The following is a 14,957-nucleotide window of genomic DNA, read 5'->3' on the forward strand; positions in this document are numbered from 1 at the left end:
TTACCGGAAGGGCGGCGAGTAGATCAGCCCGCCATCGGTGTATTGGGCGTTCAGACCGCGGGCCAGGCCGATGGCCGTGGACTCGCCGATGTTCGTGTCGAACACCTCGCCGTAGTTGCCGACCGCCGCGATGGCGTTCTTGGCCCAGGCGGCGTCGAGGCCGATCATGGCGCCCAGCTCACCCTCGGTGCCCAGGAGACGGTTGATCTCCGGGTTGTCGCCCGGTGCAGCGGCCATGTCCTCGACATTGCCCTGGGTCACGCCCAGCTCTTCGGCCGAGATCAGCGCGTTGAGCGTCCAGCGGACGATGTCCGCCCACTCGCTGTCGCCGTGGCGCACGAGGGGACCGAGCGGCTCCTTGGAGACAACCTCGGGCAGGATCACGCTGTCGTCGGGCGTCTCGAAGCCCGCACGCTGCGCGGCCAGGGCCGAACGGTCGGTGGTGTAGACGTCGCAGGCACCGGCCAGGAACTGCTGGACGGCCTCGGCGCCGGTCTCGATCGGCACGGGCTCGTAGGACATGCCGTTCACGCGGAAGAAGTCCGCGAGGTTCAGCTCGGTCGTGGTGCCGGTCTGGATGCAGACCGTGGCGCCGTCGAGCTCGGTGGCCGAGGCCACGCCGAGATCGGCGGGGACCATGAAGCCCTGACCGTCATAGTAGTTCACGCCAACGAAATCGAACTTGAGGTCGGTGTCGCGCGAGAAGGTCCAGGTCGTGTTCCGGGCCAGCATGTCGATCTCGCCGGAGGCCAGCGCGGTGAAGCGCGTCTTGCCGGTGGTCGGCACGAAGGTCACGGCGTCCGCGTCCCCGAGGACAGCAGCGGCGACCGCGCGGCACACGGCCACGTCGAAGCCCTGCCACACGCCGTCGGAATCGGGCTCGGCAAAGCCCGGAACGCCGGTGGTGACGCCGCAATTCAGCGTGCCACGGGCCTTGACGTCGTCCAGCGTCGCGGCCGAAGCGGCCACGGACGCCAGGCCGGCAAGGGCCACGGTGCCGAGAAATACGGATTTCTTCATAGGTTCAAACCTCTTCCTGATGGACCGCCACCGCGACATCGCGCGGGGCGGCACCGGCCCGTGAGAAAGGCCGGCTGAATTTACGTGAGGATGTTCATCCCCCTCACTGCGCGTGAAGAGGCCAGATGGGGCTGCGAAGGTCAAGGGAGGTTGCCGAGAAATGAGGCAGGCCAATGGTCGCAGAGCGCAGGATTTCCCCTTGAATCGGGCATTCCTCGCCCGAAACGGCGCTTGGTTGTGCACGGGGCGAAACCGGGCGGCATCTGCCGCGCCACGTCAGGTCGCCGCGAGCAGGTCCAGATAGCGGCGCGCCTGCAGGAAGGCGTCGCGCTTGGAGGCCGCCAGGGTCGCGGCCTCGTCGTCGACGCCCCATTGCTCAGCCTGCCAGTCCTCGTCGATGCGTGACCGCCCCCAGAGATCGTCCGCGTCGCGTCCCGCCAGCGCCGCAAGCCCGAGGACGAGGCTTCCCGACAGCGTGACGAACTCGCTCAGCGCCGTCAGCTCCCAAGGCGTAGCCGCCGCCACCGCCGCGCGCAGCGCCTCGACTGCGTTGGCGGGTTGCGCGACCGGGATGACGCCTTGCGTCACGGCCAGCCGCGCGCCCAGCTCCTCGTCGGCCCAGTCGAGCATCGGGTCCCATGCCGCCGCCTGCCGTTCGACCAATCCGTCCGGCCCCGCGGCGCGGTAGCACAGAAGATCGCTCTCGCCGTATTCGCACAGATGCGCGGCGACGGCCGCAGCCTGCGGCACCACCTTGTCGACGGTCGTATTCACCGCCCGCGTCAGCGGCATCGAAAGGGGGTCGATCATCTCGCCCTGCGCCGCCCATTCGGACGCGACACCGGCGGCGAGCGCGGGCGACGGCATCACCAGCTCGCGCTTGCCGGGCGACATCACGGGCCGTCCGTCCAGCCGCACCGCATGCCCGCCCTCGATCCGCTCGACCACGGCGTCGGTCCAGAACCGCTTCGCCTTCCATTCGCTCATCGCGCCGCTCCGTCAGTCCTCGTCCAGGAAGGGGTCAACGGGCACATCGCCCGCATCCCAGCCCAGCATGGCCCAGGTCTGCACCATGTGATCGGGCAAGGGCGCCGTCAGGTGCAGCCGCGCGCCGGTGATCGGATGCGTCAGTTGCAGCGACCGCGCATGGAGATGCAGCTTGCGGCTGATCTCGCCGCCCAGCTGCGCGCCCCAGCCGTCGCCCATATTCTCCTGGCCCGAGCCGCCATACTTGCCGTCGCCCACGATCGGATGACCCAGCTCGGCCATATGCGCCCGAAGCTGGTGCGTCCGCCCAGTGACCGGCACCAGCGCGCACCATGCCGCGCGTCCGCCCAGCGCCTCGAGCACCGCGTAATCCGTCGTCGCGTTCTTGGCGCCCTTCACTTCGCCGACCTCGTCGGGATGAATCGCGCGCATCTTCTCGGACCCCGCGCCCCCGGCCTTCACCAACCCGTAGCGCACCGTCCCCATCCGGGGATGCGGCACGCCCGCGACGGCGGCCCAGTAGATCTTGCGCGTCTCGCGGTCTCGAAACGCATCCGACAGCGCGGCAGCCGTCATCCGGTTGCGCGCCATGACGAGGATGCCGCTCGTGTCGCGGTCCAGCCGGTGGACGAGGCGCGGCTGCTCGTCCGCATCGAAGCGCAGCGCATCACCCATCCCGTCGATGTGCCGGTCGCCCTGCCCCGAGCCGCCCTGGCTGGCCAGCCCCGGCGGCTTGTTCAGCGCCAGGAGATGATCGTCGCGGTAGATCACGCAGGACCGGATCATCTCGGCATCGGCCTCGGCCACCTTCTCGCGGCGCGGAGCTGCGGGCGCCTGGCCCTGCGCCAGCGGCGGGACGCGCACCTCCTGCCCCTCCTCGACGCGGGTCGAGGCTTTCACCCGTCCGCCATCGACCCGCAGGTCGCCCTTGCGGCACATCTTCTCGACCGCGCCCTGCGTCACCTGCGGAAAGCGGCGGCGCAGCCAGCGGTCCAGCCGCTGGTCGCCCTCGCCCGCGGCCACGACGACCTTCTGCACACCGCTCATGTCAGTCCCCGCATCATCCAGACCCCCAGCGCCAGCGCGCCGACCGACAGGCCGACCGACGCCGCGACATACCCGGCTGCCTGCGCGACCTCGCCCCGTTCGAACAACGTCACCGTCTCGAGGCTGAACGCCGAGAAGGTCGTGAAGCCGCCCAGCAGGCCCGTCAGCAGGAACGGCTGCCAATCGGTCAGGCCCCGCCGCCCCAGCCACACGACCAGGAGGCCCATCAGGAACGAGCCAACGACGTTCACCGCCAGCACGGCTACCGGGAAGCCGGGGCGCATCAATTGCGCGCCGACGAGATAGCGGGCGACGGCGCCGAGCGCGCCGCCCAAGGCGACCTGGATCGTGACGGGGATCATCGCGCGGCTTTCCCGCGCGGCGGCGGCAGTGTCAACCTTTGCCCCGCTTCGCCCGCTGCTCGACGAACCAATCCAGACGGCGGCCCAGTTCGCGCTCGAAGCCTCGATCGACCGGAACGTAATAGACCGGCCGCTTCATGCCGTCGGGGAAGTAGTTCTGCCCCGAGAAGCCGTCCGCCTGGTCGTGGTCGTAGGCGTAGCCCGCCCCGTAGCCCTCGTCCTTCATCAGCTTCGTGGGCGCGTTCAGGATGTGCTTCGGCGGGGGCTCCGACCCGGTCTGGCCCGCGCCTTTCATCGCCGCCTTGTAGGCGCCGTATCCCGCGTTCGATTTCGGGGCGAGTGCCAGGTAGACGACCGCGTTGGCGATGGCGAGTTCGCCCTCGGGGCTGCCCAACCGCTCGTAGGTCTCCCAGGCCTGCAGGCAGATGCCCTGCGCCTGCGGATCGGCGAGACCGATATCCTCGACCGCCATCCGGGTCACGCGCCGCGCAAGGAAGCGCGGATCCTCGCCACCCTTGAGCATCCGCGCCAGCCAGTAGAGCGCCGCGTCCGGGTCCGACCCCCGCACCGATTTGTGCAGCGCCGAGATCAGGTTGTAGTGGCTGTCGCCCGACTTGTCGTATTGCGCCGCGCGCTTCTGGAGCCGTGTGACCAGCATTTCGCGATCGACGCGGCCGGTCGCACCCCAGCCGTGGACCTGCTCGACGAGGTTCAGGAGCGCACGCCCGTCGCCATCGGCCATCTCCTGCAGGGCCTCGCGCGCGGGGCCGTCGAGCGGCAGCTTGTTGCCCAGCACCGCCTCGGCCCGCTGTGTCAGGAGTTCCATGTCCCGCAGCGTCAGCCGGGTCAGCGTCAGGACCTGCGCCCGGCTCATGACGGCGGCATTCAGCTCGAAGGACGGGTTCTCGGTCGTGGCCCCGACCAGCGTGATCGTCCCGTCCTCCATGTATGGCAGGAAGCCATCCTGCTGCGCCTTGTTGAAGCGATGGATTTCGTCGACGAACAGAAGCGTCCCCTGCCCGTTCGCGCGCCGGTTCCGGGCGGTCTCGAACACCTTCCGCAGGTCCGCGACGCCGGTGAAAATCGCACTGATCTGGACGAAATGCAGGCCCGTCCGATCGGCCAGCAGACGCGCGATCGTCGTCTTGCCGACGCCCGGCGGCCCCCAGAGGATCAGGCTCGGGAGCGTGCCGCCGAGCATCGCGGTCAGCGCCCCCGCCTCACCCAGCAGATGCGTCTGGCCCACCACCTCGTCCAGCGACGCGGGGCGCAGCCGGTCCGCCAGCGGACCGGGCCGCGTGTCGGGAGCCGCGGGGCTGGCGGCGGCGGTATCGAAGAGATCGGCCATGGCCCCGATATAGGCGCGCAGGCCCCGCCCGGAAAGCCACCCCGCGCCGGTGGCGTCAGTGCATCCGCATCGCCATCGACGACTGGACGCACACGCACGCGACCCCGTCGATATCGCGTACGGGCCCGACGGGCGTCCACTCGAGCCCGAGCTTTCGGGCGAGCCGCTGCGACGCGACCGGCACGATGGCGAGGATCGCGGCCGCACCCAGTTCGCGCCCGGTGCGGACCATCTCGGCGATCAGCTGGATCTGGACGCGCAACCGCATTTCGGACGGCACGTCGTTGCTGATGAAGACGCGACTGCCTTCCCAGACATGCTGGGCCACGGGCGCGTCCTCCCACATCAGGTCGCGCGGGATCGTGTCCAGAAGGCCCAGCTGCGCGTCGCGGATCATGTAGGAATACATCCCGCAGCGATGGGTCGTCGGCGTCAGGCGCACCCCGGCGAGAATGCGGCCATATTCATGGACGGCGACCCAGCGGCTTGCAGGGGTGTCGTATTGATCGAACTCCATGCCGTCGGCTTCGGGTAGATCCCAGCGCGCCTGCTGGATGAAGGTGCGATGCCGGGCGCGCAGCAGGTCGGTGAAGAGCGGTCCGTGGGCGTGCAGGTTGTCGAAGGAGAGGGTCGTTACTTGCATTTGGGTCAAAGCTTTCTCTGCCAGGTTGTCGTCGACACCAGGGGACCGGGGATACTCGCGATGCAGGATTGGGCCGAGGTCTAGATCAGCCTGTATTCTCTCGCCATTCTCAGTGCCTCAGCCGTGGTGCTTGCGCCCAGTCTGCTCCGGGCGGACGAAAGACGCTTGTGCAGGACGTCCTCCGAAATTCCGATATCGGCGGCGGCGTCGGCCATGGGTTGCTGGCCATCCGCGAGGCGAAGCGCCTCGATCATGGAGGGGGTCAGGTCGTCTGCCGGCATCGCCGTCTCATGGAGCGCGTCGGTGATCTCGGCGACGACGTCGATCTCGGCATCGGTGAACTCGCGGTCGTCGCGGGCGACGCCGACCAGCGTCCGCGACGTGACCTTGCCGCAGGACGTGGTGGCCCCGTAGGTCAGCCCGTGCGCCTTGGCCTTGTCGAGAATGCCGAACGGATCGGGCAGCGAAATCTCGCTCCAGCGGGTGCGACCGCTATTGGCGATGCCCCAGAAGATCAGCGGATCGCGAAGCTGGTAGGAGTTGGAATTGTAGGTGTCCTGCCAGGCCTGCGGGAAGGTGTTCCGATAGTACATCGGTTGCGCGAACCGGATATGCAGGCCGATCCCGTAGCCCATCGGAGCCACGGTGCTCAGCCGCTGCATCAGGGTCACCATCAGGCGACGTCTCTCGGTCATAATCTCAGGGTCCAGTTGGACGGGACAAGCACGCCGTGCTCACTGCCTTTAAGTGGCCACAATAGTTAACAGAGTGTAAAAGCCGGGCCGCCCGCCGGGCGTTTTCCGACCACACTGACGCAATGTCACAGGCGTGGTTGATGTTCCGTTAAACATGAAAAAAAGGGCCCCGCCGAATGTCCGGCGGAGCCCTCGAAATTCGTGTCCGTCGGAGGTGAGGTCAGTCCTCCAGCGCATCCTCGGCTTCGAGCCGGGCGCGGTCGGCGGCGCCCTTGGCGTCCTGGTCGCGCTCGACGAATTCGATGATCGCCATCGGGGCCATGTCGCCATAGCGGAACCCGGCCTTGAGGACGCGGATATAGCCGCCCTGGCGGTCGGCATAGCGCGGCCCGAGCACGTCCATCAGCTTGGCGACGGCGGCGTCGTCATGGAGCCGCGAGGCCAGCAGGCGGCGGGCATGCAGGTCGCCGCGCTTGGCCAGCGTGACCATCTTCTCGACGATCGGGCGCAGTTCCTTGGCCTTGGGCAGCGTCGTCTTGATCTGCTCGTGCTCGATCAGCGAGGCCGACATGTTCTTGAACAGCGACTTGCGGTGTTCGTGGGTCCGGTTGAGGCGGCGGTATCCGCGGGCGTGGCGCATGGGAAATCTCCAGATTTATGCTTTGTCCGACGGTCCTGCGTTGGGACCGTCTCCTTGGTGGGGCGTCATTGCCCGGGGTCGTGCGGGAGGCGGGTCCAGCGACCCGCCCAGCCCGGCGTGGCGTATGGCCTCAGAAGTTGTCTTCGAACTTCTTGGCGAGATCCTCGATGTTCTCCGGCGGCCAGTCGACGATATCCATCCCGAGATGCAGACCCATGCCCGAGAGCACTTCCTTGATCTCGTTGAGGGACTTGCGACCGAAGTTCGGGGTGCGGAGCATCTCGGCTTCGGTCTTCTGGATCAGGTCGCCGATATAGACGATGTTGTCGTTCTTCAGGCAGTTGGCCGAGCGGACCGACAGCTCCAGCTCGTCGACCTTCTTGAGAAGAAGCGGGTTGAACTCCAGATCGTCGTCGGCACCGGAATCGCGGGCGGCCTCGGGCTCGTCGAAATTGACGAAGACCTGAAGCTGGTCCTGCAGGATGCGGGCCGCATAGGCGACCGCGTCGTCAGGGGCCAGCGAGCCGTCGGTGTCGAGCTTCAGCGTCAGCTTGTCGTAGTCGAGAACCTGACCTTCGCGGGTCGGCTGGACCTCGTAGGACACCTTCTTGACGGGCGAGTAGATCGCGTCGATCGGGATCAGGCCGATCGGCGCGTCCTCGGGCTTGTTCTTGTCGGCCGAGACATAGCCCTTACCGGTGTTGACGGTCAGTTCCATGTAGAGGTCGGCGCCGTCGTCCAGGTGACAGATCACGTGGTCGCGGTTCAGCACCTCGATGCCGTTCGATTCCGAGATGTCGCCGGCGGTGACGACCATCGGGCCCTTGGCCGAGATCGAGACGCGCTTGGGCCCCTCGACTTCCATCTTCAGGCTGACGCCCTTGAGGTTCAGGATGATGTCGGTGACGTCCTCGCGGACACCCGAGACCGAGCTGAACTCGTGCAGGACGTTGTCGATCTGCACCGACGTGATCGCGGCGCCCTGGAGCGACGACATCAGGACGCGGCGCAGCGCGTTGCCGAGCGTCAGGCCGAAGCCCCGCTCGAGCGGTTCGGCCACGACGGTGGCCTGACGGGCGGGGTTGGTCCCCGGACGGACATCAAGCTGCGCGGGCTTGATCAGCTCTTGCCAATTCTTGTGGATCATGTGGCCCATCCCTCCATTCTCGTCCGGCTCCGGGGCGGTTGAGCGGACACTCGAGGTTAAAACGGCGTGGCAGGGGCCGCGGATCGCAGCCCCTGCCGGGTCGGTTGTCGTGGGGTCAGACGCGGCGACGCTTGGGCGCGCGGCATCCGTTGTGGGCGATGGGCGTCACGTCGCGGATCGCGGTGATCTGCAACCCGACGGCGGCCAGCGCGCGAAGGGCGCTTTCGCGACCCGAACCGGGGCCCTGCACTTCGACCTCGAGGGTCTTCATGCCGTGCTCCTGGGCCTTCTTTCCGGCGTCTTCGGCGGCCATCTGGGCGGCGTAGGGCGTCGACTTGCGCGATCCCTTGAAGCCCATCGTGCCGGCGGACGACCACGAAATGGCGTTGCCCTGCACGTCGGAGATCAGGATCTTGGTGTTGTTGAACGACGAGTTCACATGCGCCACACCGGCGGCGATGTTCTTGCGTTCCTTGCGCTTGGGGGCGCGGCGAGCTTCACGAGCCATTGGTCAGACCCTCACTTCTTCTTGCCGGCAATGGCCTTCGCGGGGCCTTTGCGCGTGCGTGCGTTGGTGTGGGTGCGCTGGCCGCGGACCGGCAGGTTGCGACGGTGGCGCAGGCCCCGGTAGCAGCCCAGATCCATCAGGCGCTTGACGTTCATCTGCGTCTCGCGGCGCAGGTCGCCTTCGACAGTGACGTTGGCGTCGATATATTCACGGATCGACAGCACCTCGGCATCCGAGAGGTCGTTGACGCGGCGGGTGCCGTCAATGCCGGTGGCCTCGACGATTTCCTTCGCTTTCGCCGGGCCGATGCCCGTGATATAGGTGAGGGCGATCGGAACCCTCTTCCCCGTGGGGATGTTGACGCCTGCAATACGAGCCAAATGGAGCTTCCTTCTTCGTTGCGGGTCCGTAGTTCCAGACCCTTTTTTCACAACGCCATCCGCATGCGGACGGCCTGAATGTCGGCCGCCGGGATTCGTGGGAACCCCGGCGGAGACTGCGACCTATGGTCTTCTGCCGCGCGCGTCAAGCGCTGCGCGGCGACCTGTCAAGAACTTTCTTCGAGAACGCTTGAGATGGCGCCCGCGACCACGTCGATCTCTCCCAGCCCGTCGACCGAGGCCAGCGTCTCCTTGGCCCAGTAATAGCCGATCAGCGGCGAGGTCTGCTTGTAGTAGGCCAGAAGACGCGTGCGCAGCGATTCCTCGTTGTCGTCGGCGCGGCGCTTGAAGTCGGACGCGCCGCAATTGGAGCATTTGCCATCCGCCGGCTGGGGCTTGGTGACGTCATTATAGACCTCGCCGCAGGCCCCGCAGGTCGAGCGGGCGGTGATCCGGCCCACCAGCGCGTCGTCGTCCACGCGCATCTCGACCACCCGGTCCAGCGTCGCGCCGTGCTTGTCCAGAAGCGCGCCCAGCGCGTCCGCCTGCGGCAGCGTCCGGGGAAAGCCGTCGAAGATGAAGCCGCCGGCGCGGTCGCCTTCCAGCTTCTCCTCGATCAGGCCGATGACGATCTCGTCGGTGACTAGCTCGCCCGCATCCATCACCGCGGCGACGCGGTTGCCCATCTCGGTGCCCGACGAACGGGCCTCGCGCAGCATGTCGCCGGTCGAAAGCTGCACCATGCCCCGCTCCTCCACGAGACGCCGTGCCTGGGTTCCCTTGCCCGCCCCCGGCGGCCCCAGAAGTATGATGTTCATCTGCGTGCGGCTCCCTTTTTGCGTCCACGATTCTTGCCGCGCAGCTGGCTCTTCTCGATCAGCCCCTCGTATTGATGGGCGAGCAGATGGGACTGCACCTGCTGGATCGTGTCCATGCCCACCGACACGATGATCAGGATCGACGTGCCGCCGAAATAGGCCGTGATCGCAAGTTCCTGACGCACCATCTCGGGGATGAGGCAGACCAGCGCGAGATAGCCCGCACCGAGCACCAGCACCCGATTGACCACGTATTCGAGGTATTCCGCCGTCCGCTTGCCGGGCCGGATGCCCGGAATGAAGCCGTTCTGGTTCTTCAGGTTGTCGGCCACGTCGTCGACCTTGAAGGCGACGTTGTGGGTGTAGAAGTAGGTGAAGAAGATGATCATGCCCGCGAAGAACAGCAGGTAGAGGATCTGGCCGGGGCCGAAATAGGCCAGGATCGTCGACATGATCGGCCCGGTGTTCTGGCCCGAGAAGGTCGCGATCGTCGTCGGCAGCAGCAGGAGCGACGAGGCGAAGATCGCCGGGATCACGCCCGCCGGGTTCACCTTGATCGGTAGATGGCTGGAGCCGCCGTCATAGACCTTCATGCCCACCTGGCGGCGGGGGTACTGGATGTGGATCTTGCGCAGACTGCGCTCCATGAAGACCACGAAGACGAGCGTCGCGAGAAGCATCAGCACCACGCCGAGGATCACCGGCGTCGACAGCGCGCCGGTCCGCCCGCTCTCGAAGAACTGGGCCAGGGCTGCGGGCAGCTCGGCCACGATGCCGACAAAGATGATGAGCGAGATGCCGTTGCCGATGCCGCGCGCGGTGATCTGCTCGCCCAGCCACATCAGGAACATCGTGCCGCCCACCAGCGTCACGACGCAGGCCGCGCGGAAGAACCAGCCCGGATCGGTCACGAGACCACCCGATTCCAGCGACACGGCGAGGCCGTAGGCCTGCACGGTGGCCAGCGCCACGGTGCCGTAGCGCGTGTACTGGTTGATCTTCTTGCGCCCCTGCTCTCCCTCTTTCTTGAGCTGTTCGAGCTGGGGGACCATCGCCGTCATCAGCTGCACGATGATGCTCGCCGAGATGTAGGGCATGATGCCGAGGGCGAAGACCCCCATGCGCCCGATCGCACCGCCGGTGAACATGTTGAGCACGCCGCCGAGGCCCGCGCTGGCCTGCTCGACGAAGTCGCGCAGCGCCGTGGCGTCGATGCCGGGGACGGGAATGTAGGTGCCGAAACGGTAGATGATCAGCAGGCCGATCGTGAACAGGATGCGCTGGCGAAGCTCCTTGGCCTTGCCGAATGCACCCCAGCTCATGTTCGCGGCCATCTGCTCTGCAGCGGATGCCATGCGGGTCCCTCTTTAGCTGGAACGCCGCCCGACGGGCTCCCCGTGGGCGGCGTCCGAAATACGTGAACCGATGTAAGCGCCGCCGGGGACGCTCACAACCGCCTTTACTCGGCCGCTGCCGGAAGCGTGACCGAACCGCCGGCCTTCTCGACCGCCTCGACCGCGCCCTTGGACGCGCCGGTGACGGTGATCGCGGTCTTCGCGGTCAGCTCGCCCTTGCCCAACACGCGGACGCCGTCGAGCTTGCGGCGCACCAGCCCCGCCTCGACCATCGCGTCCTCGGTGACGTTGGCGGCGTCGAGCTTGCCCGCGTCGATGAATTCCTGGATCTTGCCGAGGTTCACCACCGCGAAGCTCTTGCGGTTGGGCTTGTTGAAGCCGCGCTTGGGCAGGCGCTGGTAGAGCGGCATCTGTCCGCCCTCGTAGCCCTTGATCGCCACGCCGGAGCGGGACTTCTGGCCCTTGATGCCGCGGCCGCCCATCTTGCCGGTGCCCGAGCCGGGACCGCGGCCGACGCGCTTGGGCTTGTGGGTGGCGCCGGGATTGTCGCGCAGTTCGTTGAGTTTCATGTCGCTTCTCCTTGGCCGGACGCGCCCCCGAAGCGATGTGGGGCGGACGCGGCGTATCGTGATGGTGCGTGGCACGTTCGGCCACCGCGCGGCCCTACAGCCGGGGCGCGGGCGATGCAAGGGGGCAAGCGAGGGGGCCCGCCCCCTCGCGCTCCCCGGCCCAAGGGGGGCGCGGCCCCCGTTGGCGAACCCCGCGAGGTATTTCGGGCCAGAGGATCAGGGTTTGGTGCGCGCGCGCCTCTGTGGCACCCTTGGCGGCATGCGCGCCCTCGCCCTCTCCGCCCTCCTCGCCCTGCCCGCCGCGGCGCAGGACTGCGCCACGGATGCGATGCTGGTCTTCGACGGCTCGGCCTCGATGGCGGAGATCACGCTCGAGACCGGTCCCGCGACCCGCATCGCCGAGGCCCGGCAGGCGGTGGCCCGCGCCCTGCCGCTGATCGAGGGCATCCGCCGCATCGGCCTTCTGACCTACGGACCCGGCGATGGCGGCGCCTGCGACGGGATCGACCTGCGCTTCCTGCCGCGCGACCGGGCCGCCGCACCGGTGATCGCGGCCATCGACACGCTGGAGCCCGACGGGCTGACGCCCCTTGCGGCGGCGGTCGAGGCGGCGGCCGAGACGCTGGCTTACCGCAGCCGGCCCGCGATCGTGGTGCTGGTGACCGATGGCAACGAGACCTGCGGCGGTACGCCCTGCGCCACCTCGCGCCGGATGATGGACGGGGCCGCGGACCTGACGGTCCATGTCGTCGGCTTCCGGGCCACCCGCGACTTCTTCGCCTGGGACAATCCCGAGCAGCAGGAGTTCGGCGGCGACACCGTCGCCAAGTGCTTCGCGGATCGCACGGGCGGCCTCTTCGTATCGACCGAGACCGTGGACGAGTTGGTCGCGGCGCTGCAACGGACGCTCGGGTGCCTCGTGATCGGGGACCTCGCCCCCCGCGGGCGGCCCTGAGCGGTGGCGCGCCGGGGTCTCGCCGCGCTTCTTTCGGCCGCGCTGGCCGTCCAGAGCGCGCAGGCCGAATGCACCGTGGACGCGATGCTGGTCTTCGACGCCTCCGCCTCGATGATCAGCCCCGGCCTCGGCGGCTCGACCGTGCAGCGCATCCACGAGGCGCGCGAGGCTGTGGCCGAGGTCCTGCCCCGCGTCGAGCACACTCGGCGCATCGGCCTCGTGACCTACGGCCCCGGCGGGCCCGGCGCCTGCAGCGGTATCGACCTGCGCTTCGGGCCGCGCGTCGCGGCGGCGGACCCGGTGATCGCGGCCGTCGATGCGATCCGGCCGGGCGGCCTCACCCCGCTCTCCGCCGCCGTTGACCTCGCGGCGCGCACGCTCGACCACCGGGCCCGGCCGGGGGTGGTCGTGCTGGTGACCGACGGCAACGAGAGCTGCGGCGGCACGCCCTGCGCGATGGCCGACCGGCTGGCCGCCGAGGCCGTAGACCTGACGATCCACGTCATCGGCTTCAAGGCGGTCTGGGACACCTTCGCCCGCAGCTACGGCACCCAGCGCTCGGGGGGCTTCTCGGGCGAAATCATCTCGCGCTGCATGGCCGACCGCACCGGCGGCATCTTCGCCTCGGCGGACACGGTGGAGGAGCTGGTGGCCGCGTTGGAGCGGACCTTGGGGTGCCTGGTGGTGGGGCGGGCCGAGGCCTCACCGGCGACCCGCCCGCCCGCGTAGCGGGTCATACGTTGGTGGACCACAGCTCGATATCTTCTGTGGTGCGATGGATCACGAACCATCCCCATACGACGCTTTCCGCTTCAGTGAGGTCGTAGTTGGATGTGTAGCTGTTTAAGTACCACGCCCCTGCCTCCCCGGTGGCTCCAGGACAATGCGAGTAATCCATTTCGTATCCTTGGCCGTTGGCTTTCGGTCTAACTGTTGCCGATGTATCGACGACCCTGCCGCTCGCCGCGTGACAGATCGTTGCAGTCATGATGATCGGAAAGGCGGGCTTCGTTCAACTCCGGTTGTGTCGACATGTTCGCTATCCGAAGGGCGTATTCGAGGCCTAATGAGCGGCCAATGCACCACCCTAAACCGATACCAGTAAAGAAAACGCCCCGGCCGTTTCCGACCGGGGCGCTTGAACTCTTCACCGTGGGTCACCCCACCGAACCGAAAGGCCTCAGCCCTTCTCCTCGATGATCTCCACCATGTGGGGGATCTTGGCGACCATGCCGCGGACGGAGGGGGTGTCCTCGAGTTCGCGGGTCTTGTGCATCTTGTTGAGGCCGAGGCCGATCAGCGTGGCGCGCTGGTCGGCGGGGCGGCGGATCGGGGAGCCGATCTGCTTGACGACGATCGTCTTTGCCATGGATCAGGCCTCCTCTGCGACGGGCGCTTGCTCGCCGTCCATCTTGGGTCCGTCATCCTTGCGCAGGATTTCGGCGACCTTCTTGCCGCGACGCTGCGCGACCGAGCGGGGCGACGATTCCTTCTGGAGGCCGTCCAGCGTGGCGCGGATCATGTTGTAGGGGTTCTGCGAGCCGATCGACTTCGAGACCACGTCCTTGACGCCCAGCATCTCGAACACGGCGCGCATCGGGCCGCCGGCGATGATGCCGGTGCCTTCGGGGGCGGTCCGCATGACGACCTTGCCGGCGCCGTGACGTCCGGTCATGTCGTGATGCAGCGTTCGTCCGTCGCGCAGCGCGACGCGGATCATCTGGCGCTTGGCCTGCTCGGTGGCCTTGCGGATGGCCTCGGGGACCTCCTTGGCCTTGCCCTTGCCGAAGCCGACGCGGCCCTTCTGGTCGCCGACGACGACGAGTGCGGCGAAGCCGAAGCGCTTGCCGCCCTTCACCGTCTTCGAGACGCGGTTGATGGCGACCAGGCGGTCGGCGAATTCGGGGGTCTCGTCGCGATCGCGGCCTCGGCCCCGTCCACGGTTGTCGTCACGTCCTGCCATGCGGCATCTCCTGTCTCGGGGCACGCAGCCCTGTCATGTCGATCCAAGTGCGCGGTTGCGCCCGGATCATCGAGGGGGCGGCGGCCGCCCCCTGCATCGTCTGCGTTCGCGAAGTCACCTCCGCGCGACCGATGGGCGGGGGTCTCCCCGCCCCGGCCGTCAGAACTTCAGGCCACCTTCGCGGGCGGCATCGGCCAGGGCCTTGACCTTCCCGTGGAAGAGGAACCCGCCGCGGTCGAAATAGACCTCCTCGACGCCCGCCTTCTTGGCGCGCTCGGCGATTGCCGCGCCGACCTTGGCGGCCGCCTCGACGTTGTTCTGACCCTTGAGGTCGATCCCCTTGTCCATGGTGGACGCGGCGGCGAGGGTCTTGCCCGCGACGTCGTCGATCACCTGGACGGAGATGTTCTTGTTCGAGCGATGCACCGACAGGCGCGGACGCCCGGCGGCCATCTTGCGAAGCTTGTTCCGGACGCGCAGGCGGCGCTTGAGGAACAGATCCCGTTTGCTGTTTGCCATC

The 14,957-nt window shown here is 67.7% G+C and carries 19 protein-coding genes; 2 read left to right on the top strand and 17 right to left on the bottom strand.

Annotation, left to right across the window (positions count from 1 at the left end; all coding sequences use genetic code 11):
- From ACK8OR_RS13540 to rplO, 14 genes are all read right to left on the bottom strand, one after another.
- A complete protein-coding gene (locus ACK8OR_RS13540; RefSeq protein WP_410189969.1) occupies positions 1-1,020 on the bottom strand; it encodes an amino acid ABC transporter substrate-binding protein in 1,020 nt (339 codons plus the stop codon).
- 276 nt (positions 1,021-1,296) lie between these two features.
- The gene (locus ACK8OR_RS13545; protein WP_410189970.1) at positions 1,297-2,007 is read right to left on the bottom strand and encodes an ATP12 family chaperone protein; all 711 of its coding nucleotides are present in this window, start codon (positions 2,005-2,007) and stop codon (positions 1,297-1,299) included.
- Between the two features lie 12 nt (positions 2,008-2,019).
- Positions 2,020-3,054 (bottom strand): RluA family pseudouridine synthase, encoded by a 1,035-nt coding sequence (locus ACK8OR_RS13550; protein ID WP_410189971.1) that lies wholly within the window; start codon positions 3,052-3,054, stop codon positions 2,020-2,022.
- Positions 3,051-3,416: a fluoride efflux transporter CrcB gene (gene crcB / locus ACK8OR_RS13555; protein ID WP_410189972.1), complete on the bottom strand. Its 366-nt coding sequence runs from the start codon at positions 3,414-3,416 to the stop codon at positions 3,051-3,053. The genes ACK8OR_RS13550 and crcB overlap by 4 nt, the downstream gene beginning before the upstream one ends.
- 31 nt (positions 3,417-3,447) lie before the next feature.
- The gene (locus ACK8OR_RS13560) at positions 3,448-4,764 is read right to left on the bottom strand and encodes a replication-associated recombination protein A (RefSeq protein WP_410189973.1); all 1,317 of its coding nucleotides are present in this window, start codon (positions 4,762-4,764) and stop codon (positions 3,448-3,450) included.
- Between the two features lie 55 nt (positions 4,765-4,819).
- Positions 4,820-5,407: an acyl-homoserine-lactone synthase gene (locus tag ACK8OR_RS13565; RefSeq protein WP_410189974.1), complete on the bottom strand. Its 588-nt coding sequence runs from the start codon at positions 5,405-5,407 to the stop codon at positions 4,820-4,822.
- Between the two features lie 80 nt (positions 5,408-5,487).
- Positions 5,488-6,102, bottom strand: coding sequence for a helix-turn-helix transcriptional regulator (locus ACK8OR_RS13570; RefSeq protein ID WP_410189975.1), 615 nt, complete (start codon positions 6,100-6,102; stop codon positions 5,488-5,490).
- A 220-nt stretch (positions 6,103-6,322) separates the two neighbouring features.
- Positions 6,323-6,742 (bottom strand): 50S ribosomal protein L17, encoded by a 420-nt coding sequence (gene rplQ, locus ACK8OR_RS13575; RefSeq protein ID WP_298430542.1) that lies wholly within the window; start codon positions 6,740-6,742, stop codon positions 6,323-6,325.
- Positions 6,743-6,872: 130 nt separating this feature from the next.
- Positions 6,873-7,889, bottom strand: coding sequence for a DNA-directed RNA polymerase subunit alpha (locus ACK8OR_RS13580; RefSeq protein WP_298430540.1), 1,017 nt, complete (start codon positions 7,887-7,889; stop codon positions 6,873-6,875).
- A 115-nt stretch (positions 7,890-8,004) separates the two neighbouring features.
- Complete coding sequence (gene rpsK, locus ACK8OR_RS13585; RefSeq protein ID WP_298430538.1) at positions 8,005-8,397, bottom strand: 30S ribosomal protein S11; 393 nt, start codon at positions 8,395-8,397, stop codon at positions 8,005-8,007.
- A gap of 11 nt (positions 8,398-8,408) precedes the next feature.
- Positions 8,409-8,777, bottom strand: coding sequence for a 30S ribosomal protein S13 (gene rpsM / locus ACK8OR_RS13590; RefSeq protein ID WP_410190689.1), 369 nt, complete (start codon positions 8,775-8,777; stop codon positions 8,409-8,411).
- A gap of 167 nt (positions 8,778-8,944) precedes the next feature.
- Positions 8,945-9,595, bottom strand: a complete 651-nt coding sequence (locus ACK8OR_RS13595; RefSeq protein WP_410189976.1) for an adenylate kinase — start codon at positions 9,593-9,595, stop codon at positions 8,945-8,947.
- Complete coding sequence (gene secY / locus ACK8OR_RS13600; protein WP_410189977.1) at positions 9,592-10,950, bottom strand: preprotein translocase subunit SecY; 1,359 nt, start codon at positions 10,948-10,950, stop codon at positions 9,592-9,594. Before secY ends, ACK8OR_RS13595 begins: the two co-directional genes overlap by 4 nt.
- A 104-nt stretch (positions 10,951-11,054) precedes the next feature.
- A complete protein-coding gene (rplO, locus tag ACK8OR_RS13605) occupies positions 11,055-11,519 on the bottom strand; it encodes a 50S ribosomal protein L15 (RefSeq protein ID WP_410189978.1) in 465 nt (154 codons plus the stop codon).
- 259 nt (positions 11,520-11,778) lie between these two features.
- On the opposite strand from rplO, the gene ACK8OR_RS13610 reads away from it, so the two are divergent.
- Both ACK8OR_RS13610 and ACK8OR_RS13615 read left to right on the top strand, forming a co-directional pair.
- The gene (locus ACK8OR_RS13610; protein WP_410189979.1) at positions 11,779-12,474 is read left to right on the top strand and encodes a vWA domain-containing protein; all 696 of its coding nucleotides are present in this window, start codon (positions 11,779-11,781) and stop codon (positions 12,472-12,474) included.
- A gap of 3 nt (positions 12,475-12,477) precedes the next feature.
- On the top strand, positions 12,478-13,203 hold the full coding sequence (locus tag ACK8OR_RS13615; protein WP_410189980.1) for a vWA domain-containing protein: 726 nt from the start codon (positions 12,478-12,480) through the stop codon (positions 13,201-13,203).
- Positions 13,204-13,654: 451 nt separating this feature from the next.
- Here the strand turns inward: ACK8OR_RS13615 and rpmD are convergent, their stop codons facing one another.
- From rpmD to rplR, 3 genes are all read right to left on the bottom strand, one after another.
- Positions 13,655-13,843, bottom strand: a complete 189-nt coding sequence (rpmD, locus tag ACK8OR_RS13620) for a 50S ribosomal protein L30 (RefSeq protein WP_279965909.1) — start codon at positions 13,841-13,843, stop codon at positions 13,655-13,657.
- Between the two features lie 3 nt (positions 13,844-13,846).
- Positions 13,847-14,437, bottom strand: coding sequence for a 30S ribosomal protein S5 (gene rpsE, locus ACK8OR_RS13625; protein WP_410189981.1), 591 nt, complete (start codon positions 14,435-14,437; stop codon positions 13,847-13,849).
- Between the two features lie 159 nt (positions 14,438-14,596).
- Positions 14,597-14,956, bottom strand: coding sequence for a 50S ribosomal protein L18 (rplR, locus tag ACK8OR_RS13630; RefSeq protein WP_298430522.1), 360 nt, complete (start codon positions 14,954-14,956; stop codon positions 14,597-14,599).
- Between the last annotated feature and the right edge of the window lies 1 nt (position 14,957).

Origin of the sequence: Jannaschia halovivens, from assembly GCF_046452375.1 — a bacterium.
Classification (GTDB): domain Bacteria; phylum Pseudomonadota; class Alphaproteobacteria; order Rhodobacterales; family Rhodobacteraceae; genus Jannaschia; species Jannaschia halovivens.

Coding starts and splice junctions, on each gene's coding strand:
- ACK8OR_RS13570 (WP_410189975.1), bottom strand. CDS start 6,102: ATGACCGAGAGACGTCGCCTGATGGTGACCCTGATGCAGCGGCTGAGC.
- rpmD (WP_279965909.1), bottom strand. CDS start 13,843: ATGGCAAAGACGATCGTCGTCAAGCAGATCGGCTCCCCGATCCGCCGC.
- crcB (WP_410189972.1), bottom strand. CDS start 3,416: ATGATCCCCGTCACGATCCAGGTCGCCTTGGGCGGCGCGCTCGGCGCC.
- rplQ (WP_298430542.1), bottom strand. CDS start 6,742: ATGCGCCACGCCCGCGGATACCGCCGCCTCAACCGGACCCACGAACAC.
- secY (WP_410189977.1), bottom strand. CDS start 10,950: ATGGCATCCGCTGCAGAGCAGATGGCCGCGAACATGAGCTGGGGTGCA.
- ACK8OR_RS13550 (WP_410189971.1), bottom strand. CDS start 3,054: ATGAGCGGTGTGCAGAAGGTCGTCGTGGCCGCGGGCGAGGGCGACCAG.
- ACK8OR_RS13610 (WP_410189979.1), top strand. CDS start 11,779: ATGCGCGCCCTCGCCCTCTCCGCCCTCCTCGCCCTGCCCGCCGCGGCG.
- rplR (WP_298430522.1), bottom strand. CDS start 14,956: ATGGCAAACAGCAAACGGGATCTGTTCCTCAAGCGCCGCCTGCGCGTC.
- rpsE (WP_410189981.1), bottom strand. CDS start 14,437: ATGGCAGGACGTGACGACAACCGTGGACGGGGCCGAGGCCGCGATCGC.
- ACK8OR_RS13580 (WP_298430540.1), bottom strand. CDS start 7,889: ATGATCCACAAGAATTGGCAAGAGCTGATCAAGCCCGCGCAGCTTGAT.
- ACK8OR_RS13545 (WP_410189970.1), bottom strand. CDS start 2,007: ATGAGCGAATGGAAGGCGAAGCGGTTCTGGACCGACGCCGTGGTCGAG.
- rplO (WP_410189978.1), bottom strand. CDS start 11,519: ATGAAACTCAACGAACTGCGCGACAATCCCGGCGCCACCCACAAGCCC.
- ACK8OR_RS13540 (WP_410189969.1), bottom strand. CDS start 1,020: ATGAAGAAATCCGTATTTCTCGGCACCGTGGCCCTTGCCGGCCTGGCG.
- ACK8OR_RS13560 (WP_410189973.1), bottom strand. CDS start 4,764: ATGGCCGATCTCTTCGATACCGCCGCCGCCAGCCCCGCGGCTCCCGAC.
- ACK8OR_RS13565 (WP_410189974.1), bottom strand. CDS start 5,407: ATGCAAGTAACGACCCTCTCCTTCGACAACCTGCACGCCCACGGACCG.
- ACK8OR_RS13595 (WP_410189976.1), bottom strand. CDS start 9,595: ATGAACATCATACTTCTGGGGCCGCCGGGGGCGGGCAAGGGAACCCAG.
- rpsK (WP_298430538.1), bottom strand. CDS start 8,397: ATGGCTCGTGAAGCTCGCCGCGCCCCCAAGCGCAAGGAACGCAAGAAC.